This window comes from Nocardioides oleivorans (assembly GCF_004137255.1).
In the GTDB taxonomy this organism is placed as follows: Bacteria; Actinomycetota; Actinomycetes; order Propionibacteriales; family Nocardioidaceae; genus Nocardioides; species Nocardioides oleivorans.
This window is the reverse complement of the sequence record NZ_SDWT01000001.1, coordinates 3,211,293-3,234,373: the sequence shown is the minus strand read 5'-3', so window position 1 is coordinate 3,234,373 and position 23,081 is coordinate 3,211,293. Positions and strand designations below refer to the sequence as shown.

Annotated in this window: 20 protein-coding genes and 1 tRNA gene; 2 read left to right on the top strand and 19 right to left on the bottom strand. The window is 72.2% G+C overall.

What is annotated here, in order from left to right; translation table 11 throughout:
• Window positions 1-39 precede the first annotated feature (39 nt).
• Entirely contained in the window at window positions 40-3,450 is a 3,411-nt protein-coding gene (locus EUA93_RS15455) for an error-prone DNA polymerase (RefSeq protein WP_129400941.1), read from the top strand.
• Window positions 3,451-3,454: 4 nt separating this feature from the next.
• Here the strand turns inward: EUA93_RS15455 and EUA93_RS15450 are convergent, their stop codons facing one another.
• From EUA93_RS15450 to EUA93_RS15405, 11 genes are all read right to left on the bottom strand, one after another.
• Window positions 3,455-4,117 carry an NUDIX domain-containing protein gene (locus tag EUA93_RS15450; protein ID WP_242497398.1) on the bottom strand — a complete coding sequence of 221 codons (663 nt, stop codon included), beginning with the start codon at window positions 4,115-4,117 and terminating at the stop codon, window positions 3,455-3,457.
• An 11-nt stretch (window positions 4,118-4,128) separates the two neighbouring features.
• On the bottom strand, window positions 4,129-4,251 hold the full coding sequence (locus EUA93_RS22240) for a hypothetical protein (RefSeq protein WP_275937879.1): 123 nt from the start codon (window positions 4,249-4,251) through the stop codon (window positions 4,129-4,131).
• Window positions 4,252-4,356: 105 nt separating this feature from the next.
• Window positions 4,357-5,271 (bottom strand): GNAT family N-acetyltransferase, encoded by a 915-nt coding sequence (locus EUA93_RS15445; RefSeq protein ID WP_129400939.1) that lies wholly within the window; start codon window positions 5,269-5,271, stop codon window positions 4,357-4,359.
• A 52-nt stretch (window positions 5,272-5,323) separates the two neighbouring features.
• Window positions 5,324-6,058 (bottom strand): hemerythrin domain-containing protein, encoded by a 735-nt coding sequence (locus EUA93_RS15440; RefSeq protein ID WP_129400938.1) that lies wholly within the window; start codon window positions 6,056-6,058, stop codon window positions 5,324-5,326.
• Entirely contained in the window at window positions 6,055-6,648 is a 594-nt protein-coding gene (locus EUA93_RS15435; RefSeq protein ID WP_129400937.1) for an FAD-binding protein, read from the bottom strand. Before EUA93_RS15435 ends, EUA93_RS15440 begins: the two co-directional genes overlap by 4 nt.
• Before the next feature lie 72 nt (window positions 6,649-6,720).
• The gene (locus EUA93_RS15430) at window positions 6,721-9,936 is read right to left on the bottom strand and encodes an ATP-binding protein (protein WP_129400936.1); all 3,216 of its coding nucleotides are present in this window, start codon (window positions 9,934-9,936) and stop codon (window positions 6,721-6,723) included.
• An 80-nt stretch (window positions 9,937-10,016) separates the two neighbouring features.
• Complete coding sequence (locus tag EUA93_RS15425; RefSeq protein ID WP_129400935.1) at window positions 10,017-11,381, bottom strand: hypothetical protein; 1,365 nt, start codon at window positions 11,379-11,381, stop codon at window positions 10,017-10,019.
• A complete protein-coding gene (locus EUA93_RS15420) occupies window positions 11,378-12,391 on the bottom strand; it encodes an Ig-like domain-containing protein (protein ID WP_129400934.1) in 1,014 nt (337 codons plus the stop codon). Before EUA93_RS15420 ends, EUA93_RS15425 begins: the two co-directional genes overlap by 4 nt.
• A 200-nt stretch (window positions 12,392-12,591) precedes the next feature.
• On the bottom strand, window positions 12,592-13,257 hold the full coding sequence (locus EUA93_RS15415) for a hypothetical protein (protein WP_129400933.1): 666 nt from the start codon (window positions 13,255-13,257) through the stop codon (window positions 12,592-12,594).
• A 119-nt stretch (window positions 13,258-13,376) separates the two neighbouring features.
• Window positions 13,377-13,448: transfer RNA gene (locus EUA93_RS15410), tRNA-Val, on the bottom strand.
• A gap of 67 nt (window positions 13,449-13,515) precedes the next feature.
• The gene (locus EUA93_RS15405) at window positions 13,516-14,019 is read right to left on the bottom strand and encodes a PGPGW domain-containing protein (protein WP_129400932.1); all 504 of its coding nucleotides are present in this window, start codon (window positions 14,017-14,019) and stop codon (window positions 13,516-13,518) included.
• A 242-nt stretch (window positions 14,020-14,261) separates the two neighbouring features.
• Here EUA93_RS15405 and EUA93_RS15400 point away from each other — a divergent pair, with 242 nt between their 5' ends.
• Window positions 14,262-14,696 (top strand): SsgA family sporulation/cell division regulator, encoded by a 435-nt coding sequence (locus EUA93_RS15400; protein ID WP_165355173.1) that lies wholly within the window; start codon window positions 14,262-14,264, stop codon window positions 14,694-14,696.
• 29 nt (window positions 14,697-14,725) lie between these two features.
• Here the strand turns inward: EUA93_RS15400 and EUA93_RS15395 are convergent, their stop codons facing one another.
• From EUA93_RS15395 to priA, 8 genes are all read right to left on the bottom strand, one after another.
• Window positions 14,726-16,540, bottom strand: coding sequence for an ABC transporter ATP-binding protein (locus tag EUA93_RS15395; protein ID WP_129400930.1), 1,815 nt, complete (start codon window positions 16,538-16,540; stop codon window positions 14,726-14,728).
• Complete coding sequence (locus tag EUA93_RS15390; protein ID WP_242497397.1) at window positions 16,537-18,342, bottom strand: ABC transporter ATP-binding protein; 1,806 nt, start codon at window positions 18,340-18,342, stop codon at window positions 16,537-16,539. Before EUA93_RS15390 ends, EUA93_RS15395 begins: the two co-directional genes overlap by 4 nt.
• A gap of 141 nt (window positions 18,343-18,483) precedes the next feature.
• Window positions 18,484-19,239: an amino acid ABC transporter ATP-binding protein gene (locus EUA93_RS15385; RefSeq protein WP_129400929.1), complete on the bottom strand. Its 756-nt coding sequence runs from the start codon at window positions 19,237-19,239 to the stop codon at window positions 18,484-18,486.
• Window positions 19,236-20,114, bottom strand: coding sequence for an amino acid ABC transporter permease (locus tag EUA93_RS15380; protein ID WP_129400928.1), 879 nt, complete (start codon window positions 20,112-20,114; stop codon window positions 19,236-19,238). Before EUA93_RS15380 ends, EUA93_RS15385 begins: the two co-directional genes overlap by 4 nt.
• Window positions 20,115-20,120: 6 nt before the next feature.
• Window positions 20,121-21,032, bottom strand: a complete 912-nt coding sequence (locus EUA93_RS15375; protein ID WP_129400927.1) for an ABC transporter substrate-binding protein — start codon at window positions 21,030-21,032, stop codon at window positions 20,121-20,123.
• A 28-nt stretch (window positions 21,033-21,060) separates the two neighbouring features.
• Complete coding sequence (gene hisF / locus EUA93_RS15370) at window positions 21,061-21,834, bottom strand: imidazole glycerol phosphate synthase subunit HisF (RefSeq protein ID WP_129400926.1); 774 nt, start codon at window positions 21,832-21,834, stop codon at window positions 21,061-21,063.
• Entirely contained in the window at window positions 21,831-22,289 is a 459-nt protein-coding gene (locus tag EUA93_RS15365; protein WP_129400925.1) for an NUDIX hydrolase, read from the bottom strand. Before EUA93_RS15365 ends, hisF begins: the two co-directional genes overlap by 4 nt.
• 13 nt (window positions 22,290-22,302) lie before the next feature.
• Window positions 22,303-23,055: a bifunctional 1-(5-phosphoribosyl)-5-((5-phosphoribosylamino)methylideneamino)imidazole-4-carboxamide isomerase/phosphoribosylanthranilate isomerase PriA gene (priA, locus tag EUA93_RS15360; RefSeq protein WP_129400924.1), complete on the bottom strand. Its 753-nt coding sequence runs from the start codon at window positions 23,053-23,055 to the stop codon at window positions 22,303-22,305.
• Window positions 23,056-23,081 lie beyond the last annotated feature (26 nt).

Below are 23,081 nucleotides of genomic sequence, written 5' to 3'. Positions count from 1 at the left end.
GCGGGCTCCTGGGCGAGGAACGAGCGGAGGCGCCGAGTAATGGGCTGGAACAACCCCGCGATGCAGTGGAAGGAGCTCGAGCGCCGGCTGAGCGGGCTGCCCGGCGCCGACGACGCACCGGTGTCGCGCCGCAAGCACCCGCCTGGCGAGGCCCGGACCATCGAGCGTCCGGCGGAGGTGACGCCCTACGCCGAGCTCCACTGCCACAGCAACTTCAGCTTCCTCGACGGCGCCAGCTCGCCGACCGAGCTGGTCGAGGAGGCCGTGCGGCTCGGTCTGCACGCGCTGGCCATCACCGACCACGACGGCTTCTACGGCGCGCCGCTGCTGGCCGAGGCCGCGGCCGCGCACGGACTCGCCACCGTCTTCGGCGCCGAGCTCTCGCTCGGCCTGGGCGGACCGCAGAACGGCGTGCCCGACCCGGAGGGCAGCCACCTGCTGGTGCTGGCGCGGGGGGTCGAGGGCTATCACCGCCTGGCGGCCGCCATGACCGACGCGCACCTGCGCGGGGACGAGAAGGGTCGTCCGGTCTACGACCTCGACGAGCTCGGCGAGCAGGGGCGCGGCCACTGGGTGGTGCTGACCGGGTGCCGCAAGGGCACCGTCCGGCAGGCCCTGGCCCAGGGCGGGGAGCCGGCCGCAGCTGCGGCCCTGGACCGGCTGACCTCCCTGTTCGGGCTCGAGCACGTCGTGGTCGAGCTGTCGGCCCGCCCGGGCGCCGACCCGACCAACGCCGCGCTCGCCCGGCTGGCGCGGATCCACGGGCTCGACCTGGTGGCCGCCGGCAACGTCCACCACGCCACGCCCCAGCGGCACCGGCTCGCCTCCGCCATGGCCGCGATCCGCGCGCGCCGCAGCCTCGCCGACCTCGACGGCTGGCTCGACCTGTCGGGCTCGGCGCACCTGCGCAGCGGTGCGGAGACTGCCGCCGCGTTGTCGTCGTACCCCGACGGCATCGGGGACCGGGCGGTCGAGCGCAGCGTCACCCTCGCCGACGAGCTCGCCTTCGACCTCCGCAAGGCCTCGCCCGCCCTGCCCAAGCGGCAGGTCCCCGAGGGCCACACCGCGGACTCGTGGCTACGGGAGCTCGCGGAGCGCGGCTTCGCCGAGAGGTACGCCGGCGTGCCCCACGAGGCCGCGGCACGCGAGCGGATGGAGCACGAGCTGCGGGTCATCGGCGAGAAGGACTTCGCCGGCTACTTCGTGATCGTCCACGACATCGTCGCCTTCGCGCGCAGCCAGCGGATCCTGTGCCAGGGCCGCGGATCGGCCGCGAGCTCGGCGGTCTGCTTCGCGCTCGGCATCACCGCCGTCGACGCGGTCTTCTACAACCTGCCCTTCGAGCGCTTCATCTCCGCGCACCGCGACGAGGAGCCCGACATCGACGTCGACTTCGACTCCGACCGCCGCGAGGAGGTGATCCAGTGGGTCTACGACACCTACGGCCGTCGCAACGCCGCGCAGGTCGCCAACGTGATCGCCTACCGGCCGCGGATGGCGGTGCGCGACGCGGCCAAGGCGCTGGGCCACTCCCCCGGCCAGCAGGACGCCTGGTCGAAGCAGATCGACGGCTGGTCGTCGGTGGTGGCCGGTGACGCCGGCGACACCAGCGCCCACGACGTGCCCGCGCCGGTCGTGGCGCTCGCCGAGGAGCTGATGGGGGCGCCGCGCCACCTGGGCATCCACTCGGGCGGGATGGTGCTGACGGAGCAGCCGATCGGCGAGGTATGCCCGATCGAGCGGGCGCGGATGGACAAGCGGACCGTGCTCCAGTGGGACAAGGACGCCTGCGAGTCGATGGGGCTGGTGAAGTTCGACCTGCTCGGCCTCGGCATGCTCGGCGCGCTCGACCACATGATGCGGCTGGCCGGCGACCACCTCGGCGAGCGCTGGGACCTCGCGACGATGCCGAAGGAGGAGCCGGCGGTCTACGACATGCTCTGCCGCGCCGACTCGATCGGGGTCTTCCAGGTCGAGAGCCGCGCGCAGATCGGCACGCTGCCGCGACTGCGGCCGCGCCAGTTCTACGACCTCGCGATCGAGATCGCGCTGATCCGTCCGGGCCCGATCCAGGGCGGTGCCGTCCACCCCTACGTCCGGCGCGCGACCGGCCAGGAGGAGGTGACCTACGACCACCCGGAGCTGGTCCCGGTGCTCGAGCGGACCAAGGGGGTGCCGCTCTTCCAGGAGCAGCTGATGGCGATGGCCGTCACCCTCGGCGACTGCAGCCGCGACGACGCCGACCTGCTGCGCCGGGCGATGGGCTCCAAGCGCGGGGTCGAGCGGATCGAGTCGGTCAAGGCCACGCTCTACACCGGCATGGCGAAGCGCGGGATCACCGGCGACCTCGCCGACTCGATCTACGTGAAGATCCTGTCCTTCGCCAACTTCGGCTTCGCCGAGTCGCACGCGCTGTCCTTCGCCCTGCTGGTCTACGCCTCGTCGTGGTTCAAGCTCCACTACCCGGCCGCCTTCCTGGCCGGCCTGCTGCGCAACCAGCCGATGGGCTTCTACTCCCCGCAGTCGCTGGTCGGCGACGCGCGCCGGCACGGGGTCGACGTACGCCGTCCCGACATCACGCGGTCGTCGGCGCAGGCCGACCTCGAGCCGGTCGTGCTCGGACCGGTGGCCCCGACCGGTCCGGATTCGTGCTGCTCGCCGCGCTTCGAGCGGGTGGAGTGGGTGCCGGGCACGCCCGACCCGGTGCCCGCCCACCGCCGCGACGGTGCCCTGGCCGTACGCCTCGGGCTGGACTCTGTGCGCGGCATCGGCCTCGACGTGGCGCGCCGGATCGTGGCAGCGCGTGAGGACGCGGAGTTCACCGGCGTCACGGACCTCTCCCGCCGCGCGGGGCTCACCACCGCTCAGCTCGAGGCGCTGGCGACCGCCGGGGCGTTCGAGCCGTGGGGGCTCGACCGGCGCGAGGCCTTGTGGACGGCAGGCTTCGCCGAGTCCGCCGACCACCTTCCCGGCACGACACCCGCTCCCGCGGCGCCGATGCTGCCGGGCATGAGCACACCGGAGACCACCCTCGCCGACCTCTGGGCGACCGGGATCTCGCCCGAGAGGCACCCCGTCGAGCACCTGCGCGACGACCTGCGCCGGTCTGGGGTCCGCTCGATCGCGGAGCTGGAGACGACCGAGTCCGGGCGCCGGGTCCACGTCGGCGGCCTGATCACCCACCGGCAGCGCCCGGGAACGGCCATGGGCGTCACGTTCCTCAACCTCGAGGACGAGACCGGGATGCTCAACGTGGTGGTCTCGGTCGGCGTGATGAAGGCCCACCGCCAGGCTGCCCGCAACCGCGTGGCCGTCGTGGTCCGCGGCCGGCTCGAGCGCAACGAGGGCGTCACCAACCTCATCGCCGACAAGGTCGAGGGCATCGACGTGGTCGTCCCCGGGGCCGGTGCCGTGCTCCAGGCGCGGGCGTCGTCGCGCGACTTCCGGTGACTGCTCAGCGGGCGAACGGGCCCCGCAGGGCGGCCCACTGGAGCAGCATCACGGTCTTGGCGTCGAGGATCGTCGTGCCGATCCCGTCGAGCGCCTCGTCGAAGTCGAGCTCGACGGTCTCGATGTGCTCGCCCTCCTCCTCGACGCCGTGCCGGGTGCCGGAGAGGTCGCCGCGCGTGTAGGGCGCAGCGAAGAAGAGCAGCTTCTCGGTGACCGAGCCGGGGCTCATGTAGATGTCGAAGAGGTGCTCGACCTCGCCGACCTGCACCCCGGTCTCCTCGAGGGTCTCGCGGCGCATCGCGCTCTCGCCGTCCTCCTCCTCGATCAGGCCGGCCGGCGTCTCGAGCAGCATCCCGTCGGGGTGCTCGTTGACGTAGACCGGGAAGCGGAACTGCCGGGTCAGCAGGACCGTGCGGCGGGTCGCGTCGTGGAGCAGGATCGTGGCGCCGTCGCCCCGGTCGTAGGTCTCGCGCCGCTCGGTCTGCCAGGTGCCGTCGGCACGCTGGATGTCGTACGTCGTGGCCCGCAGGACGTACCAGTCCGAGCTCAGCAGCTCGACGTCGCGCACCACGACGGCGGGGTTGCGGTCCAGGTCGCGGCCGGTGAGGTGGAGGCCGGTGCGTCCGCGGGCGTCGGGGACGTCGGCGCCGGGAGTGGGCTGCTGCACGGTGCTTCCTCTCATCGGGGCGGGTCGAGCCGCCTCATGGCGATCTGCAGCCTGATGTCGTGCTGCACCCGGAGGGCGCGGGCCTCACGACGGCTGAGGTGGGTGAACGGGCGGTGGTGCCAGGTGGTCCTCATCAGAGTGTCTCCTCGGTCGGGTCGACCGGGCGGCCGACGTGCCGACGATGCGCCACACCACTTGCGGTCACCTTGCTGGCGCCCTGCAGGGCACCAGCGCTCGGCTCACAGCCGGATGCTGCGGTTGACCCAGGTGGAGGCGACGACCATCCCGACCCGCTCGTAGAGCCCGCGGGCGCCGGCGCGGGTGTCGGTCGAGAGGTGGGAGCGCGTCGCCCCGTGCGCGCGAGCGAGCGAGAAGGCGTCCACGAGCATGGCCGGGGCGAGCCCACGACCGCGGTGGTCGGGCCGGACGGCCAGCTTGGCGACGTACGCCGAGGTGTCCCCGTCCGCGCCACCGGACAGGTGGACGTGGGTGGCACCGAGCAGGCCGCCGTCGGCGTCACGCACCAGGCGGAGGTTCCAGGGCTCGTAGCCGGGACGGGCCCAGATCCGGGCGCCGAAGTCGTCCAGCGGGAGGCGGTCGCGCTCGGACCACTCGAGGAAGGCGTCCTCGAGCAGGTCCCACGCGGCCTCGAAGTCCTCCGGACAGGCGTCTTCGATGGTCAGGCTGTCGGGGAGCGGGCGGGCGACGAGCTCGTGCTCCGGGGGCAGCTCGAGGTCCCAGGCCGTCCAGAGCAGCTCGTAGCCGAGGTGGTGCATCAGCCGGTCGGCGGCGCTGCCCTCGGGCACCTGGGTGCCCACCCGGGCCCACCCGGCCGCGCGGGCGCGGTCCTGCACCCAGGCGGCGAGCGCGGTGCCGATCCCCCGTCCCTGGTGGTCGGGCAGCACCGCGGTGTAGGCGACCGTGGGCGCGCTGAGGTCGGCGTAGGCCACGAGCCCGTCGTCGTCGAAGACGCCGACGGTGCTGGTCGCGATGTCGTAGCTGGGACGGAGCCAGTCGGCCTCGACGTCATCGAGCGTCATCGACGACTCGCCGAGGTCGGCCACCTCCTCGGCCGTGATGGCGGCCAGGACGGCGGGGGCGTCGGCGAGGGTCAGGGGTCGGTGCGTGAGGCCCGGAGGCAGCAGGAGATCCATGGCCGCAAGTCTCGGACCCTTCGCTTGCAGTCGGCCAGCGGACGGCTTGCACTCAGACGTGTCGGAAGGCGCGTCGGTCCAGCCGGTCGTAGCTGCGGCGCCCGAGGGCCAGGAGCCAGTGCACCGGCGCCGGAGCGTCACCGAAGAGCCGGTGGAGGGCTCGCGGCGGGAGCTCGTCGCTCACCCACGGCAGCATGAAGAGCATCTGGCGTGGCGTGGGGCTGCCGCGCAGCACGGTCTCCTCGAGGTGCTCCCACTCACGGGCGGAGACGTGCTCCTGGATGATCCGGATCGCGTCGGTCTCCTCGTGGGACAGGTGCAGGTCGAGCCGGGCGGCCAGCTCTCCCACCGCGTCGGCGAGACCCGAGGCGACCTCGGCCGCGATGCCGGCGGGCGGGCCCTGGACGAGCATCCGGAGGCCGTCCTCGACGCGGAGGAGCAGCGGGTCGATGGTGGCGTGCTCGGACTCCATCGCCTCGAGGACCGCGCCCTGCTCGGCGTCCACGCGCTCGAGGAGGAGCGGCCAGATGCCCTGGTCCTCCTTGGTGTGGTGCTGGTGGAGCTCGTGGGCGAAGCGGTCCCAGCGCAGGGACAGCGCCTTCCAGGTGGCGAGGTCGTCGATGGGCGTGCGCCGGGCGGCCTGCACGAAGCGTCGGAGGTCGCGACGGAAGGCGTGGTGCACGACGTACATGCCGGTCATGTCGCACGGGCCGGCGGGAGCCGCTGCCTGGCCGGGCAGGAGCAGCGGCTCCGGGTGGGTGACGAGAGTGTCCTCGGGGACTGTCATGACGGGACCTCCTGGTCCTGGTGGGTGGGGTGGTGGTCGGTGACCGGGACGAGCGGCACGACGACGGCGGTGACGATCCAGGGACCCGGGTCGTCGGGCGGTGGGACCGGGAGCGCGACGACGTGCACGAACCCGTCGGCACGCACGATGCGCGCGGAGATGACGTCGGCCGTCGCGGCGACCAGCGCGCCGGGCTCGCCGGCCGCGTCCGGCTCCAGGCCCGAGCCGCCGACGTCCTCGGTGAGCGCCCGCCAGGTGACGCCGGGCCCGACGGTCGCGGTCGCGGCACCTGCATCGACGACGACGGAGTCGAGCAGGTGGGTGAGCACGAGCATCGCGGGCTCCGCACCCCTCGCCGCCACATCGGGCGCGCTGACCACAGCCAGGCCGTGTGTGCGCGCGACGTCGACGGCGGCGGCGACCGCGGCCTCGCTGGTGGGGACGACGACGACATCGGGGCCTCGGCGCCCGGGAGGGGCACCCACGAGTGCGGCGTAGGGCGGGTCGGTCGGGTAGACGATCTGGCCCGCGACGGTGCGGCGCAGCGCCTCGACCGCGGCGGGCGGGAAGGTCGACGTTCGGTAGGTCATGCGGTCACGGTGGACCCGGGACCTTGCGACCCACTGTGCCGCCACTTGCAGGCCGAGCGATCCCGGCCGGTCTCAACCGGCGAGGTGGCTCGGCGTCCGGACCCAGGAGCGGTCCCACGTGGTCGCCTGACCGGCTCCGGTCAGACGGAGCGCACGGTCGAAGTGCCGGGCGGCCAGTACGTCGTCACCGAGGGTGGTGGCGAGCAGCCCGAGGTAGTGGTCGACGGGGCCCATCGACAGTGCGCCGTTGAGCGTCCGGGCCAGCTGGCCCGCCCACGGGAGCATCTCGTCGTAGACCCGTTGCGCGTTGTCCCGGTCGTCCAGGGTGGCGACGATGTGGGCACGGACGGCGATGTCGAAGAGCCAGGTGGCATCGTGCTGCATCGGGCTCGGCGACCAGAGCCCGCGGGCCTCCTCGACGTCACCGGCGTCGAGCATGGTCACGACGACGAGGTCCGTGGAGTGCCACGGCATCATCTCGGTCATCCGCACCGCGTGCTCGCGCAGCCCGGAGGTGTCCCCGGCCGCGAACTCGATCGCGAACATCGACCAGAGCCAGATGAAGAACGCGTTGGGGTCTCCCGCGTCGGTGATGGCCTGGCACACCCTGCCGAAGCCCTCTCGGGCGGCGTCGAGGTCTGACTGCAGCAGCGTCGTCGTCGCCTCGAAGATCGACGACAGGAGCAGCAGCTCGGGCAGCTGGCCGCTGGTCCCGGCACGCACCGCCAGCTCGATGTGAGCCGCGGCGGTGCCGAGGTCGGCCTCGGCCACGGCGGCGGAGTGCAGGTACATGTGGCCCACCGCCGTGTAGCCGTGGAGTCCCGCCTCCTCGGCCGCGACGAGCATCCGGGCACCGATCCGGCCGAGGACGCCCGGGTCGTCGAAGGCCAGGGTCCCGAAGTAGGCCGCGTTGAGGACCCGGCACTCCAGCTCAGGGTCGCCGAGCTCCTTCGAGAGCGCCAGGGCCTCGGTCGCTGCCTCCACCACGACGTCGATGTTCCACGGGTCGGCCTCGATGACGAGCGCGTTGAGCAGCTCGATGCGCAGCGCCGGGTCATCGTGGCCGACCTCGTCGAGCAGCCGGCGCAGGTCGGCGATCGAGTGCTCGCTGACGCTCTCGCTGGCGCGACGCGTCCACATCATCGGTGACTGCCACTGCCAGGCGCGGGCGACGTCGACGGGAGTCCCGTGCGCGGTCGCCTCCTCGATGGCGACCTGGCGCTCGGCGACCGCGGAGGTCAGGTCTCCGTCGCGTGCCAGGGCCCGGACCAGGTCGAGCCGGACCGGGAAGGACTCGCGCGGGTCGGCCGAGGCGAGCTCGAGGGCGCGCAGGGCCGTGCGCAGGTGCGGCACCGCGCCCCCGGGGCCGCTCCTGGCCGCTGCCGCGAGGAGCAGCGGGACGGCCTCGGCCGCCGAGCGCCGGTCGAGGCTGGCGGCGGCGTGGTGGGCGATCTCCTCCACCCGGTCCGGGAGGTGCGAGAGGTAGGTCGTCAGGGCCGCGCGGTGCAGCCGCGTGCGTCGCAGCGGCGCGAGGCGGCCGTAGAAGGTGTCGCGGATCAGCGCGTGGGTGAAGCGCAGCTCGGAGGGTCGCGGGCTGTCGAGCAGCCCCGCGACCAGGCCGGCATCGAGCTGGTTGGCGACCGTTTCCTCGTCGGCGTCACCCCACTCCTGCTCGAGGGCGAGGACGAGGTCGAAGTCGATGTCGCGCCCGAGCACCGAGGCCCGCGACAGTGCGTCGACGGTCGGTTCCGGGAGCCGTTCGATCCGGCGCAGCAGGAGGTCGCGGATCGCGACCGGGACCGCGTCGACGGATCCCACTCCCTCCGACTCGACCAGCTGGGCCAGCTGCCGCAGGAACAACGGGTTGCCGGCCGCGCGGTCGAGCAGCTGCTCGAGCGCGGCTGGCGGCAGTGGAGCGGCGACGTGCTGGTTCAGGAGCTGGCGGGCAGCGCGCTCGTCCAGCCCGCCCAGCACGACACGGTCGAGGGTGCGCTCGGCGGTCAGCGCCAGCGTCGCCGTGAGGTCGCGGCCCACGTCGTGGCTGCGGAAGGTGGCGACGACGAGCACCGGGGCACCGACCGACTCCACGAGGTGCCACAGCACCTGGAGCGTCTCGTCGTCTGCGCGGTGGACGTCCTCGAGGAGGAGCATCGTGCGGGTGCCGCGCTCCTCGAGGCAGTGTCGTACGGCGTCGGCGAGGGCGAACGGGTGGGTGTCGGCCGGGGCGGGTGCCCCCAGCCCGGAGAGGATCTCCAGCCACACGTGGCTCGACGGTGTGCCAGCCACCTCGGAGCAGTGCCCGCGCACGACCGACCACCGTGCGACCGACCGGTCCGCGAAGCCCGAGACCAGCGCCGACTTGCCGAAGCCGGCGTCCCCCTCGACCCACACGACGCCGGCACGGCTGCGCAGGGAGTCCGCAGCCGCCTCCAGCCTGGCCAGCTCGTCCTCGCGCCCGACCAGCGGCGGCCCTTCCGGAACGACGTCGGGCTCGGGAGTGGGCGGGACGACGATCGGCACCGGCCGGGGTGGTGCTGCGAGGTGGGCCGCCTGGTTGAGGATGTCGGCCTCGAGCTTGCGCAGCTCCGGGCTCGGGTCGACGCCGAGCTCGTCGACCAGCCGCTCGCGCAGGGCTGCCAGCGTCGAGAGCGCCTCGGCCTGACGCCCGGACTGGTAGTAGCCGCGTGCCAGGAGGGCGACCGCCTGCTCGCGCAGCGGGTGCTCGCGCACGTGCTCCTCGAGGTCCTGCACAGCGCTCGCGCCACGACCCACGCGCAGCGCCACCGAGGCCCGGAGCTCGACGGCCTCGGCGTGCTGCTCGGCGAGCCGGGCAGCGACCGTGGCCGCCCACTCCTGGTCGAGGTACTCCGCGAAGGGTCCGTCGCCCCACAGCGTCAGCGCCTCGTCGAGGACGACCAGTGCCTCCCCGTCACCGAGCCCGCCGGCACGGCGTACGAGTGAGGCGAAGTGCCAGGTGTCGACCGCCTCGTCGGGCAGGGCCAGGGCATAGCCGGGCGGGTTGCTGACGAGCACTGCGGCCGGACGTCGCTTCTCGCGGTGCGGCTCCAGCGCAGACCTGAGCCGTGAGACGTAGGCCTGGAGCGCGCCCGTGGCGCTCGGCGGAGGCTCCCCGCTCCACAACTCCTCGAGGAAGCGGTCGGTGGAGACCGTGCGGTGCCCGGCCGCGACGAGCATGCCGAGCACCGCACGCTGCCGTGGCCCGCCGAGGTCGACAGGCTCGCCATCGAGACGGGCGCGGACGCTGCCGAAGGCGCGGACCTCGAGCATGGGCTGATCCTAGGGACGAAGGTGGGGCGGCTGACGGATCTCATCGTCAACCGCCCCACTTGCGAGCCACTTGCAGCGGCTCAGCCCTTCGCCCGCTTCTTCCTGGCCACCACCTTCACCGTGACCGGAGTCGACGTCGAGGCGAGGGCGCTCGCCGAGCCGGCGTAGGCCGCCACGAGGGTGTGCCGGCCCTTCGCCAGGCGCAGCCTGACGGTTCCCGACCCGGCGAGGGTGGCGACCTTCTTGCCCTTGTCGGTGATCACGACGGCGCCCGAGCGCACACCGGAGAGCACCACCTTCACCGCGGCCCGCTTCCCGGCGACGACCTTGCCCGGCGCCTTCAGCGCGAGGGAGGTGGTCGCCTTGCCCGGCGCCGGTACCGGCTGGGTGACCGGCGGTACGACGACGGGCGGCGGGGGCACGGGAGCCACGTGCATCGCCAGGAGGTGGCGACCACCGGCGGCGATGCCCGTGATCGGTGCGTACTGGCCGACCGCAGCAGGGAGCGGGTGGTTCTTCCCGACGTTGCCCCACGTGATCACGTCACCGGTGCTCGTCAGCGCCATGGCGACCTCGGCGCCGAGGTCGATGTCGACGACCTTCACGCCGTCGAGCGCTGCAGGGAGGTCCGTCAGGCCGGTCCCCGAGTCGCCCCAGGCGATCACCTCACCGTCGGCGGTGAGGACCATGGACGTGGCTCCGTGGGCCTCGACGTCGACGACGTCCTCCTCGGCGACGCGTGCGGGGACCTGCCGCTCGCCGTACCGGTTGGATCCCCACACGTAGACCCGTCCTCCCGTGTCCACCGCCATCGAGTGCAGGTATCCGGCAGCGACGTCGACGGCGTAGCGCGACCCCTCGAGGAGGTACTGGGGCACGTGGGTCTGCCCGGCGTTGATCGCCGCGTGCCGTCCCTCGGCGCCCCACGCCACGACCCGACCGCCCCCGATGATGGCGAGCGCGTGGTAGGTGCCCATCGACACGGTGCTGGCGCGACTCGCCGGGTCAGGCCCGCGCAGCTCCGCCGGGATGTCGACCTGCCCTTCGTCGGTGTCGCCGAGGGCACCCCAGCCGCGGACGCTGCCGTCCCACGCGATGGCCAACGAGGCGTAGACGCCGGCATCGACCGAGGAAGCCATGGTCGCACCCGTGGCGAGGTCGGCCGGGATGTCGGTCTGGCCGTCGCCGTTCCAGCCCCACCCGGTGACGGCACCGTCGGAGGTGATGGCCAGCGAGTGCTCGTCGCCCGCCGACACGCCCCAGACCTCACGGCCTGCGAGGCTGCCCGGCACGACCGACTGGCCGACGTCGAAGCCGCCCCAGCCCGAGACCGTGGTGACGCGCTGCTCCGCGGCGCTCACCGGCGGCGCGACGGCCGAGGTCACGGTGCCGGCCACGACCGCCAGGGCCGAGAGCGCCAGCGTGGTGCCTGCCCGGCCCCTCATCGGACGGTCACCTTCGTGGGAGCCGACGTGGAGGCGAGCACCTGCGAGGTTCCGCTGTAGCGGGCGACGAGCACGTGCCTGCCCTTCTTCAGCCGGGGCAGCTTGAGGGTCGTGACCCTCCCCGTGACCTTGGCGGATGCGATCTTCTTGCCCTTGTCGGTGATGACGACCGTGCCGGCGAGGGTGCCGGTGCTGGTGATCGTGACGACGGCCCTGCGCTTGCCGACCTGGTACGCCGCCCTGGTCGCCGAGGCAGCCTGGGTGGTGCCGGTGGTCGGACCGGTCGGGCCGGCGGTGGCCGGGGACGCGAACAGTCCGACGTACGGCGTGACGTACGACTTGGTGCCGCCGTGCCCGGCCACGGTGAAGGCGATCTGGAGGTGGTCGCCGGCCTGGTTGATCGGGCAGGGGGCGGTGCCGTCGAGGCGGGTCTGGCACTCGGGCTGCTGGGTCGCGGGGCCCTTGAGCTCGCGGGTGGCCACGACGGGGACCTGGATCTCGAGGACGTCACCGACCCGGAGCTCCCACTTCAGGCCCTCGGGGCTGCCGATGAGGTAGCCGCCGTTGCGACCGTTGGCGAAGGTCAGCTTCGTGGTCCTGAGCGCCTGCGACGTGCCGGACTTCGTGAGGTCCCAGTAGATCGGTGCCTTGTCGTCCGCAGGCACGACACCGGCCGGCAGCATCAGCTCGGGGAGCACGGCGACCGAGCCGCTGCACGGCAGCGACACGAGTCCGGCGTAGCCGCGGACGTAGAAGACCTCACCGACCTTCGGGACCTGGCCGGTCTCCGAGCGCCAGCCCACGTCGGCGCTGACGCCGGGTGCCGGCTGCTGGGTGATGCAGTTGATCACGGTGTCCTCGTCGTGCTTGCCCGGGTTCCACTCGCCGGCCGCCTGGGCGCTGGCGGCGACAGGACCGGCGGTGAGCAGCACGCCCAGGAGGGCTGTGCCGAGGCGGGTACGGAGCGTGCGGCGACGTAGGGGTCCACGTCGTGCGATCTGCGTGTTCATGGCGCTTGTTCCTTGGTGTAGGTGGTTGGTGGTCCCACGCTCGCCTGCGCCGCTTGTCGGCGAGTTGCGACCGGCTGGCCGTGGCCGACACCTGGTGCTGCAAGTCGGTGCACGTCAGGCGCACGCAGACAGGACCGCCCCCGGATGGGGACGGTCCTGTGGTGGGTGCCGCATGGGGCGCGGCGGGACGGAGCCTGGCGTCAGACCCGAGCCAGGTCGCGCTCTGACGCCGGGTGGCCCTGGCTGGACCGGCGCAGGATGATCGTCGCGAGGGCAGCCACCATGACTCCTCGGGGGAGCTCGACGACCAGCCCGGCGATGACGGGCCGTTCGGGGAACGGCACGAAGAGCGGCAGCGCGCCCACGATGAGCACGATGCCGATCCAGCTCGGGATCCCCCGCGCCTTGACCAGCGCGATCCCGATGATGATCAGGCTGAACACGAAGATCAGCCCGCCGACGGCCTGCAACGTGATGAAGGCGGTGCCGTCGAAGATCTCGCCCCGGTCGGAGACGAGGTGGCGACCGTCCGGGTCGCCGGCCAGCGTCGGACCGACGAACGCCTCCACGACGAGGTGCGACATCGCGCTGAGCGCGTTGCCGAGCATGTACATCGTGAAGCCGACGAACCCGAGGCGGCCGAGCTCCTCACGGAAGTAGAGGTAGCCGCCGGGCAGGCCCAGCATCAGGAAGAGGGCTCCGACGTAGATGGAGTACTGGGCCCACGGTGAGCGCGGGGCCAGGAACACCTCGATGGAGTGCGACTGCCCGTCGACGACGGGGTGCAGGACGCCGCCGACGAGGCTGAAGACGAAGGACAGGACGAGTGCGACCGCGCTGAGGCGGTAGAGCGATGTGGTGGTCATGGGCCGACCGTGCCGCCGCACGCTTGCGGACGGGTTGTCCGCCGCATGCACCGCAACTGCGGGATACGAACGCAGCCCCCGACTCGCATCTCTGCAGGTCAGGGGCTGTGTCACTCGGGTGGGCGATACTGGGTTCGAACCAGTGACCTCTTCGGTGTGAACGAAGCGCGCTACCACTGCGCCAATCGCCCGAGCTCGCCGGAACGATATCCCATGGCCCGTCCCGGCGATGAATCGGGTCGCTCCGTCCGGCCGGGGTCAGCGCTGGCCGTGTCGCTCGCGGTCCTCGCGGTCGTGGTCGGCCGTCTCGATCTCGCGCGTCAGCGCCTCGAGCGCCTCGGGCTTCCCGTGGAAGCGGCGGTAGCTGTAGACGATCAGCGCGGCCGCGATGACCGCGGAGCCGACCTGGGTGATGCCGGTCCACATCCCGCCGGGCAGCCACCAGGAGTCGGAGAGGGGCCACCAGCCGGGAGCCGGCGGATCGGCGATCCAGAGCACGCCGCACGCCACGAGGGCCAGCGCACCCAGGCACGAGGCGATGATGCGCGGCCACGACTCGACGCCCTCGGCCGCGCCCTTGAGGGCGCGCAGGCGGACGGGCTCGACGCGGCGCTCGGCCCAGTCGTACTGCTGCGACAGCAGTGCGAGTCCGCCGAAGATCCCGAGCAGCCCGGGACCGGGCAGGAAGATCATCGCCACGCCCAGGAGCAGCAGGAGCCACCCCAGACCCTCGAGCACGATCCGTCTGGCTGCGCCTGTCATGGCGACAACCTATCCAGACCCTCCTGACACCCGTCTGGACCAGTGACGACGAGGCAATCCGTATCCCGGTCGTCTCCGAATCGTTAAGCAATTCTCAAGACTCGTACGAGCCATCACGAAGGGCCGGTCTGGACCGGCCCGGGTCATATTTGGCCGTTTCGCATCATCAGGGGGTCCACATGCCGTCTCATGAGCAACACCAACCCGGGAGCCCCCGCCCCGGGAAACACCTAGGAGACCCGATGAACATGTCCGGAGGCGGCCACACCCTGTCCGACGTCGCGTTGGACATCACGGTCGAGTGCATGGACGACCGCGGCATCCGGCACGAGATCGACACGGTCCTCGGCTACCGCAGCAGCGACCCGTTCGCCGTGGCGATGACCTTCGTCACCGCCGACGGCAACCTCGTGTGGACGTTCGGCCGCGACCTGCTCATGCGGGGCACCGAGAAGCCCACCGGCGAGGGCGACGTCCACGTGGCACCCGCCATCGGCCTGTCCGGTCGCGCCATGGTCAGCATCGAGCTCAGCTCGCCCGACGGCCACCTGGTCCTGCTGGCCCGCTCCTCCGACATCAACGACTTCCTCGACCGCACGGCCGCGATCGTCGCGCCGGGCGCCGAGTCCGACTTCTTCGACGCCGACCTGCTCATCAGCCAGGTCCTGTCCGCCTGATCCTCGGGTACCCTGCCCGGGCACCTCGCTCAGGCGCGCGAGTGCTGGGCGATCCAGCTCGCGTGCAGCCCGGCGTAGACGCTGCCGTCCTGACGGACCAGCTCGGCGTGCGGCCCGCGCTGCACGACGCGGCCCTTGTCGACGACGATCACCTCGTCGGCGCTCTCGGCCGTCGAGAGGCGGTGCGCGATCGTGACCGACGTGCGCGACTGCATCAGCCGCTCCAGCGCCCGGCCGATCTGCATCTCCAGGGCCGGGTCGACCGCGCTCGTCGCCTCGTCGAGCACCAGCAGGTCGGGGTCGGCGAGGTGCGCCCGCAGCAGGGCCACGAGCTGTCGCTCCCCCGCTGACATCGACTCACCGCGCTGCCCGACGGCCGTGTGCAGCCCACGCGGCAGGCCCGAGAGCCAGTCGTCGAGGCCGAGCTCCGTCGCAGAGGTGCGGATCTCGTCCTCGGTCGCGTCGAGCTTGCCGTAGCGGACGTTGGCCGCGATGGTGTCGTCGAAGAGGAAGCCCTCCTGCGGCACCAGCACCACGCTGCGCCTCAGCGAGCGCGCGTCGAGGCGGCGGACGTCGACACCGTCGAGCAGGACGGCGCCGTCGACGGGGTCCATCAGGCGGGTGAGCAGCTTGGCGAAGGTCGACTTCCCCGATCCGGTCTCGCCGACGATCGCGATCCGGGTGCCGGCGTCGATCGTCAGGTCGACGTCGCGCAGCACCGGCGGGCCGCCGGGGTAGGCGAAGGTGACGTCGGCGAACCGCACGTCGATCGGCCCGCGGGGCAGCTCCTCGCCCTCGGAGCCGGGGTCGACCAGGTCGGCCGGCGTCTCGAGGATGCCGAGCACGCGGCGCCAGCTCGAGATCGCGTTCTGGGCGTCGGTGAGGATCTGGGTTCCCATCTGGACCGGGCCGACGAACAGCGACACGAGGAACGCGAACGCCAGCACCTTGCCCGGCGTCATGTCGCCGGTGAAGCCGAGCCACACACCGATGACGATGACCCCGGCGTTGGCCAGGCCGGCGGAGATGCCGCCGAGCGAGAACGAGGTGACGGTGAACTTCTGGGCGTTGGTGTAGGCGTTCTGCCAGTCCTGGATCGCGGTGTCGATGCGCGCCTGGGTGCGGTCCTCGACACCGTTGGACCGGACCACGGCTGCGCCGACGACCGGCTCGGAGATCGCGCCGAGCAGCACGCCCACCTGGTGGCGCACGACGGTGTAGGCGACCGACAGCTTCTTCTGGAACCACCGGATCGACATGAACAGCGGCGCGAAGGCGATCCACACGACCGCGGCGAGCTGCCAGCTGTAGACCAGCATCAGCACCGTCGCGACCAGCATCTGGCCGATGCTGACGACGAAGATCAGTCCGCCGAAGACCAGGAACTGGCTGACCTGGTCGACGTCGGTGGTCACCCGGGAGACCAGTGCACCGCGGCGCTCGGTGTTCTGCGTCAGCAGCGGCAGGTCGTGGACGTGGCGGAACGCCTTGGTGCGCAGCGTCGCCAGGCCCCGCTCGGAGGTGGTGAACAGCCGGCGCGTCATGGCGTACGACGCCCAGCTGGTCACCGCGATCGCGAGGGCTGCCACGACGCCCATCCAGAGGACGTAGTCGAGGCGCGGACCGCCGGCGGCACCGAGGCCCTTGTCGAGGGTCTGCTGCACCGCGACGGGCACGACGATCTGGCCGCAGGAGGCGAGCACGGCGAGGAGCAGCGTGACGCCGAGGCCCTCGCGCAGCTCGGGTGAGTACCTCATCCCGAGCCGGATGGTCGCCATCGCGCCGATGTCCTCGCCGGTGTCCATCGTCGTGCCGGCGGCGGGATTGGGGGTGGTCGTGCTCATCGCGTGCCCTCCTCGGCGGGAGCCTCGACCGCGGTCTCGTAGGCGTTGACCAGCTGGGCGTAGGCCGGGCTGGTGACGAGCAGCTCGTCATGGGTGCCGCGTCCGACGATCCGGCCGTCGTCGAGGTGGACGACCTCGTCGGCCAGGGAGATCGTGGCCTTGCGGTAGGCGACGACGAGGAGCGAGGCCGCGGCGTCCCCGCGCTCCTCGCGCAGCGAGGCCAGGATCCGGGCCTCCACCTCGGGGTCGACCGCAGAGGTGGCGTCGTCGAGGATCAGCAGCCGCGGCCGGCGCACCAGCGCGCGGGCCAGCGAGAGCCGCTGGCGCTGGCCCCCGGAGAGCGACGTGCCTCGCTCGCCCAGGCGGGTGTCGAGGCCCGCGGGCAGCGCCGCGACGAAGCCGTCGGCCTGCGAGGTGCGCAGCGCGTCCCAGACCACCGAGTCGGGGACGTCGGCGCCGAGCGTGACGTTGCCGCGGACGGTGTCGTCGAACATGAAGGCGGTCTGGGGCACGAGGGCCACCTCGCGCGGGAGCTCGCCGCGGCGCAGGCCCTTGAGGTCGTGGCCGTCGATGCGGATCTCCCCGGCGTCGGGGTCGACGAGTCGGGTGAGCAGGCTGGTCAGCGTGCTCTTGCCGGACGCCGTGGCGCCCACGAGCGCGACGGTCCGGCCGGGCTCGACGTCGAAGTCGACGCCGCGCAGCAGCGGCGTGTCGGCGTCGTAGGAGTAGTGGAGGCCGTCGACCTGGAGCAGCGCGCCGGTCGAGGTGTGCGGCAGGGAGTCGTCGCCGTAGACCATGTTGCCCTCCGCGTCGAGGACGGCCTGGGCGCGGCGGTAGCCGACGACGGAGCGCGGGAACTCACCGAGCAGCCAGCCGATCGCGCGGATCGGGAAGGCGACGATCGTCAGCAGGTAGGCGATGGTGATGACGTCGCCGGGCTCGGTGGCGCCGCTGGTCACCCGGGCGACGCCGACCGCCAGCACGACGAGCACGCCGAGGTTGGGCAGGCTGGCCAGGGCCGGGTCGAAGACGGCCCGGATCCGGCCGGCGCGGATGTTGACGTCGCGCAGCTCGTTGACCTTGACGCGGAACCGCTCGGTCTCCTCGACCTCGCGGCCCAGGGTCTTGACGACCATGGCGCCGTCGAACGACTCGTGCGCGATCTCGCTGACCTCGGCGCGCAGGCCCTGCGCGCGCGTCATCAGCGGCGAGGAGTAGTGCTGGTAGAGCAGGTTGGCCACCACGACCGCGGGGAAGACGAGCAGGCCGACGATCGCCATCACCACGTCGGCGACGAACATCTGGATGACCGCGATCACCATCATCACGATCGTCCCGAGCGCCATCGGCAGCGGCATGATCGGCGCCCAGGCCGCCTCGACGTCGGAGTAGGCATTGGAGAGCAATTGGCCGGTCGGGTGGCGCTGGTGCCACTCCATGGGCAGGGACAGGTACTGCCGCGTGACGCCGCGACGGGTGTGCGACTGCATCCGGTAGTACATGATCCCGCCGCCGAGGCGCCGGGCCACGATGCCGACGGCCCGCAGCAGCGCCACACCCATGAAGAGCGCGAACACCCACACGAGCATGTCGGTGCCGATCTCGCCGGTGTCGAAGGCGGGGATCAGGACGTGCTGGGTCGACCAGCCGAGCACCCAGGCGTCCGCCACGGTGAGCACGCCGAAGAGGACCGCTCCGAGCGTCGAGACGGTGAAGACCGTGGGCTCGCGCTTGATCGCGACCCACAGGACCCGGAAGCCGTCGAGTGTGGTGGTGCCCCGCAGCTCCGCGTCGTCGCCCACCGGTGTTGCCCGCCTCCTGGATCAGCCGTTCCCGTCCACGCACGTGGACCGTTGCTGATCACAACCGACCAGCCGACTCAGGCTATTCCTCGCCACCGACAGGGGACGAATCAGTCGCGTCGCGTTCGCTGCCGGCGTACGTCAGGCGCGGATGCGCGAGAGGAAGGCGCGGGTGCGCTCCTGCTGGGGGTCGCCGATCACCTGGTCGGGGCTGCCCTGCTCGTGGATGCGGCCGTCGTGGAGGAAGCAGACCTGGTCGGCGACGTCGCGTGCGAAGCCCATCTCGTGGGTGTTGAGCAGCATCGTGACGCCCTCGCCCTTCAGCTCGGTGAGCAGGTCGAGCACCTCGCCGACGAGCTCGGGGTCGAGCGCGCTGGTGACCTCGTCGAGCAGCATCAGCCGCGGGTTGGCCACGAGGGCGCGAGCGATCGCGACGCGCTGCTGCTGGCCGCCGGACAGGTCGTCGGGACGGGCGCCCGACTTCTCCGCCAGACCCACCCGGTCGAGCATCGCGAGCCCGCGGGTGTGGGCCTCGTCGGCGCCCACGCCGTGCACGAGGCGCAGGGCGAGGGTGACGTTGCCGATGACGTCGAGGTGCGGGAAGAGGTTGTAGGCCTGGAAGACCATCCCCATCCGCGAGCGGACCTCGTCCCCGTCGACCTTCGGGTCGGTGATGTCGCGGCCCTCGAAGGTGATGACCCCGTCGTCGACGACCTCGAGGAGGTTGACGCAGCGCAGGAGCGTCGACTTGCCGGAGCCGGACGCCCCGATCAGCACGACGCACTGGCCGGGCTCGATCGTGAGGTCGACCTCGCGGAGCACCACGTGGTCGCCGAACGACTTCCGGACGCCGTCGAGGCGCAGCACCTCGGTGCGCGGCTCGGCCTCGGTGCTCACAGGTGGCCCCCTGCCCCGTGGTAGCCCTTCTTGCGGGCGTAGCGATCGGTCAGCCGGGCCATCGGGATGGTCAGGCAGCAGAACAGGAAGCCCGCCACGACGTAGGGCGTGTAGTTGAAGTCGATGGCCGTCTGGATCTGCGCCGCCCGGATCGCGTCGACGACACCGAGGACCGCGATGAGTCCGGAGTCCTTCTGGAGCGAGACCAGGTCGTTCATGAGCGGCGGGATCACCCGGCGCCAGGCCTGCGGCAGCACGACGTGGCGCAGCGTCTGCCCGTAGGTCAGCCCGAGCGAGCGCCCGGCGAGCCGCTGGCTGGGGTGGACCGACTCGATGCCGGCGCGGAACACCTCGGCGACGTACGCGGAGTACGACAGCACGAGCGCCGAGCAGCCCCAGAACAGCGCCGAAGTCGGCAGCCCCTGCAGGCTCAGCGCCGGCCCACCGAAGCCCAGCAGGAAGATCACCAGCAGCAGCGGGAGGCCGCGGAAGATGTCGACGTACGCCGTCCCGACCAGGCGCAGCGGGAACGCGACGGGCCCGCGGATGGTGCGCATCACCGCGATCGTCAGGCTGAGCGCGACGATCAGCACGGCGCACAACGCCATCACCCGGATGTTGAGCCAGAGGCCCTCGAGGACGGCGGGGAACGACGAGACGGCCTTGTCCCAGTCGAAGTAGGTCGCCTGGACCCGCTCCCACCCGGGCGAGCTGACGACGAGTCCGCCGATGATCCCCAGCAGGAGCAGCGTGCTGCCCGCCGCGATCACGGCGCTGCGCAGCGTGCGGCGTCGTCGCCACTCGTTGCGCTCGCGCTGGACCTCGGAGGGCTCCCAGTCCTCGGGTGCCTCGGTGGTCGCCACCTGGTCAGTCACGGACGGTCAGGAGAGCTCGGGAGCGCCCTGCTGCTCCAGCCACTCCTGCCCGATCTGGTCGAGGATGCCGTCGGTGCGCAGCGCGTCGACGGCGCTGGAGATGCAGCCGGTGAGCGGGCTGTCCTTGGCGAGCACGGCGCCGAACTGCTCCGGCTCGTCGCCGGCGAGGGGCAGCTGGCCGACGATGAGGCCGTCGTCGAGCTGGACCGCGGTCATGTAGTAGGCCGTCGGCAGGTCGACGACGATGCCGTCGATCTGGCCGTTCTTGAGCGCCTGGACGGCCTGGTCGTTGGTGTCGAACACGGCCGGGTCCTGCGAGGGCTGGATCTGGTCGACGATCGCGTTGTAGCTGGTGGTGCCGACCTGCGCACCGAGCTTGGCGTCGGCGAGCTCGGCGAGGCTCGTGATGCCGTCGATCGAGCTGCCCTTGTTGGTGATGACGGTCTGCACGACGTCGTAGTAGCCGGAGGAGAAGTCGACGGCCTTGCGGCGGGCCTCGGTGATCGAGACCTGGTTGACGTCGAAGTCGAACTCCTTCGGGCCGGGCTGGACGACCTTGTTGAAGGGCACGGTCACCCAGGCCACCTGGTCGGCGGTGTAGCCGAGCTGCTCGGCGACGGCGTAGGCCACCGCGGACTCGTAGCCCTCGCCGTTGGTCGGGTCGTTGTCGACGAACCACGGCGAGTACGCCGGGTCGTCGGTCGCGATGGTCAGGGTGCCGTCGGCGACGGTCTCCATCGTGTCGGGCGTGCACTCGTCGGCGGCCGGGGTCTCCGAGGTGCCGGCGCTCTCGGAGGCGCCGGAGTCGGTGCCGCTGTCGGCCTCGTCGGTCGGGGCGCAGGCGGAGAGGGCGATCGTGGCGGTGGCGAGCGCGGCGACGGCGAGCGGCCGCACCCGGGTCCGGGAGGTCTTCAGCATGGCGGAATCCTACGGCTCCGCCCGGGCCTCAGCGGACCGGGCGACCAGCCGCGGACAGACCGCCCTTGACGTCCCCGATGCTGAGGGTGCCGAAGTGGAAGACGGTGGCTGCGAGAACGGCGTCCGCGCCGGCGTCGACGGCCGGTGGGAAGTGCTCGACGGCGCCCGCTCCCCCGCTCGCGATGACCGGGATGCTCACCTCACGGCGTACGGCCCGGATCAGCTCCAGGTCGAAGCCGTCGGTCGTGCCGTCGGCGTCCATCGCGTTGAGCAGGATCTCGCCCGCGCCCAGCTCGGCCGCGCGCACGGCCCACTCGACGGCGTCCAGCCCGGCGCTCTTGCGACCACCGTGGGTGGTGACCTCGAAGCCGCTGTCCGTGCCCGGCTGGTCCGGACGGGTGCGGCGGGCGTCCACGCTCAGGACGAGCACCTGGTTGCCGAAGCGGTCGGCGATCTCGGCGACGAGCGCGGGGCGGTGGATCGCGGCGGTGTTGACCGCGACCTTGTCGGCCCCGGCGCGGAGCAGCCGGTCGACGTCGTCGACGCTGCTCACGCCACCGCCGACGGTGAGTGGGATGAAGACCTCCTCGGCACAGCGCGAGACGACCTCCATGGTCGTGGCGCGGCCTTCGTGGGAGGCGGAGATGTCGAGGAACGTCAGCTCGTCGGCACCCTCGGCGTCGTAGAGCCGGGCGAGCTCGACCGGGTCGCCGGCGTCGCGGAGCTCGGTGAAGTTGACGCCCTTGACCACCCGCCCGCCGTCGACGTCGAGGCACGGGATGACACGGATCGCGAGGCTCATGACTGCGCCTCCCTCGCCGCCCGGGCGGCCAGCGCGACGTCGACGATGGACGAGCGACGCTGTCCCTCGAGCTCGGCGAGCGGCACCCACGCCGCGCGGTCGGTCGACCCGTCCACCTCGGTGGTGCCGAGCTCGCCGCCGGTGATGGTCGCGTCGTAGACGAAGCGCTGCGAGCGCAGCCACCCGTCGAAGGACCGGCCGCGGGCGGTGAAGAAGTCGTCGGTCAGCAGCGGGCCGGGCGTGACGTGGTAGCCGGTCTCCTCGAAGACCTCGCGGACCAGGCCGTCGGTGAGCGACTCCTCGAACTCGATTCCGCCGCCCGGGAGCGACCACTCGGGCTCGCTGTGCCCCTCGCCGTTCCACCAGGCGAGGAGGACGCGGTCGGCCCCCTCGTCGTCCTGGTCGACCAGCAGGGCGTACGACGCCAGCCGCACGTGGTAGTCGGTGAACTCCATGGCCGTCGCGACCTCAGCCGTTCCGCGGCAGGGTCAGGGCGAGCGCGTCCTCGAGCGTGAAGCGGCCCTCGTAGAGCGCCGTGCCGGCGATCGCGCCCTCGACACCGTCGCCCACGAGACCCATCAGCGCCTCGATGTCGGCGAGCGTCGTGACGCCGCCGCTGGCCACGACGGGCTTGTCGGTGGCCGCGCACACCTCGCGCAGGAGCTGGAGGTTGGGGCCCTGGAGCATCCCGTCCTTGTTGACGTCGGTGACGACGTAGCGCGCGCAGCCCTCGCCGTCGAGGCGTGCGAGCGTCTCGTAGAGGTCACCGCCCTCGCGGGTCCAGCCGCGGGCCGCGAGCGTCGTACCCCTCACGTCGAGGCCGACGGCCACCCGGTCGCCGTAGGTCGCGATGGCCTTCGCGCACCACTCGGGCTGCTCGAGCGCCGCCGTGCCGATGTTGACCCTGCGGCAGCCGGTGGCCATCGCCGCCTCGAGCGACTCGTCGTCACGGATGCCGCCGCTCATCTCCACCTGGATGTCGAGGGTGCCCACGATCCTCGCCTGCAGCTCGCGGTTGTGCCCGTGGCCGAACGCTGCGTCGAGGTCGACGAGGTGGATCCACTCCGCACCCGCCTCCTGCCAGCGCAGTGCCGCCTCGATCGGGTCGCCGAAGCGCTTCTCGGAGCCGTCCACGCCCTGCACCAGCTGCACGGCCTGGCCGCCCTTGATGTCGACGGCGGGCAGGAGCTCGAGGTAGGGCTGCTCGGGGGTGCTGGGCATGGGTCGATCCTAGGAGCCGGAGCCCC

Bases quoted from the DNA above. Each gene is read 5' to 3' on its own strand.
- EUA93_RS15425 (WP_129400935.1), bottom strand. From the start codon at position 11,381: ATGAGGGGCCGGGCAGGCACCACGCTGGCGCTCTCGGCCCTGGCGGTC.
- hisF (WP_129400926.1), bottom strand. From the start codon at position 21,834: ATGAGCCTCGCGATCCGTGTCATCCCGTGCCTCGACGTCGACGGCGGG.
- EUA93_RS15440 (WP_129400938.1), bottom strand. From the start codon at position 6,058: ATGACAGTCCCCGAGGACACTCTCGTCACCCACCCGGAGCCGCTGCTC.
- EUA93_RS15455 (WP_129400941.1), top strand. From the start codon at position 40: ATGGGCTGGAACAACCCCGCGATGCAGTGGAAGGAGCTCGAGCGCCGG.
- EUA93_RS15400 (WP_165355173.1), top strand. From the start codon at position 14,262: ATGAACATGTCCGGAGGCGGCCACACCCTGTCCGACGTCGCGTTGGAC.
- EUA93_RS15365 (WP_129400925.1), bottom strand. From the start codon at position 22,289: ATGGAGTTCACCGACTACCACGTGCGGCTGGCGTCGTACGCCCTGCTG.
- EUA93_RS15375 (WP_129400927.1), bottom strand. From the start codon at position 21,032: ATGCTGAAGACCTCCCGGACCCGGGTGCGGCCGCTCGCCGTCGCCGCG.
- EUA93_RS22240 (WP_275937879.1), bottom strand. From the start codon at position 4,251: ATGAGGACCACCTGGCACCACCGCCCGTTCACCCACCTCAGCCGTCGT.
- EUA93_RS15405 (WP_129400932.1), bottom strand. From the start codon at position 14,019: ATGACAGGCGCAGCCAGACGGATCGTGCTCGAGGGTCTGGGGTGGCTC.
- EUA93_RS15415 (WP_129400933.1), bottom strand. From the start codon at position 13,257: ATGACCACCACATCGCTCTACCGCCTCAGCGCGGTCGCACTCGTCCTG.
- EUA93_RS15445 (WP_129400939.1), bottom strand. From the start codon at position 5,271: ATGGATCTCCTGCTGCCTCCGGGCCTCACGCACCGACCCCTGACCCTC.
- EUA93_RS15430 (WP_129400936.1), bottom strand. From the start codon at position 9,936: ATGCTCGAGGTCCGCGCCTTCGGCAGCGTCCGCGCCCGTCTCGATGGC.
- EUA93_RS15435 (WP_129400937.1), bottom strand. From the start codon at position 6,648: ATGACCTACCGAACGTCGACCTTCCCGCCCGCCGCGGTCGAGGCGCTG.
- EUA93_RS15395 (WP_129400930.1), bottom strand. From the start codon at position 16,540: ATGAGCACGACCACCCCCAATCCCGCCGCCGGCACGACGATGGACACC.
- EUA93_RS15420 (WP_129400934.1), bottom strand. From the start codon at position 12,391: ATGAACACGCAGATCGCACGACGTGGACCCCTACGTCGCCGCACGCTC.
- priA (WP_129400924.1), bottom strand. From the start codon at position 23,055: ATGCCCAGCACCCCCGAGCAGCCCTACCTCGAGCTCCTGCCCGCCGTC.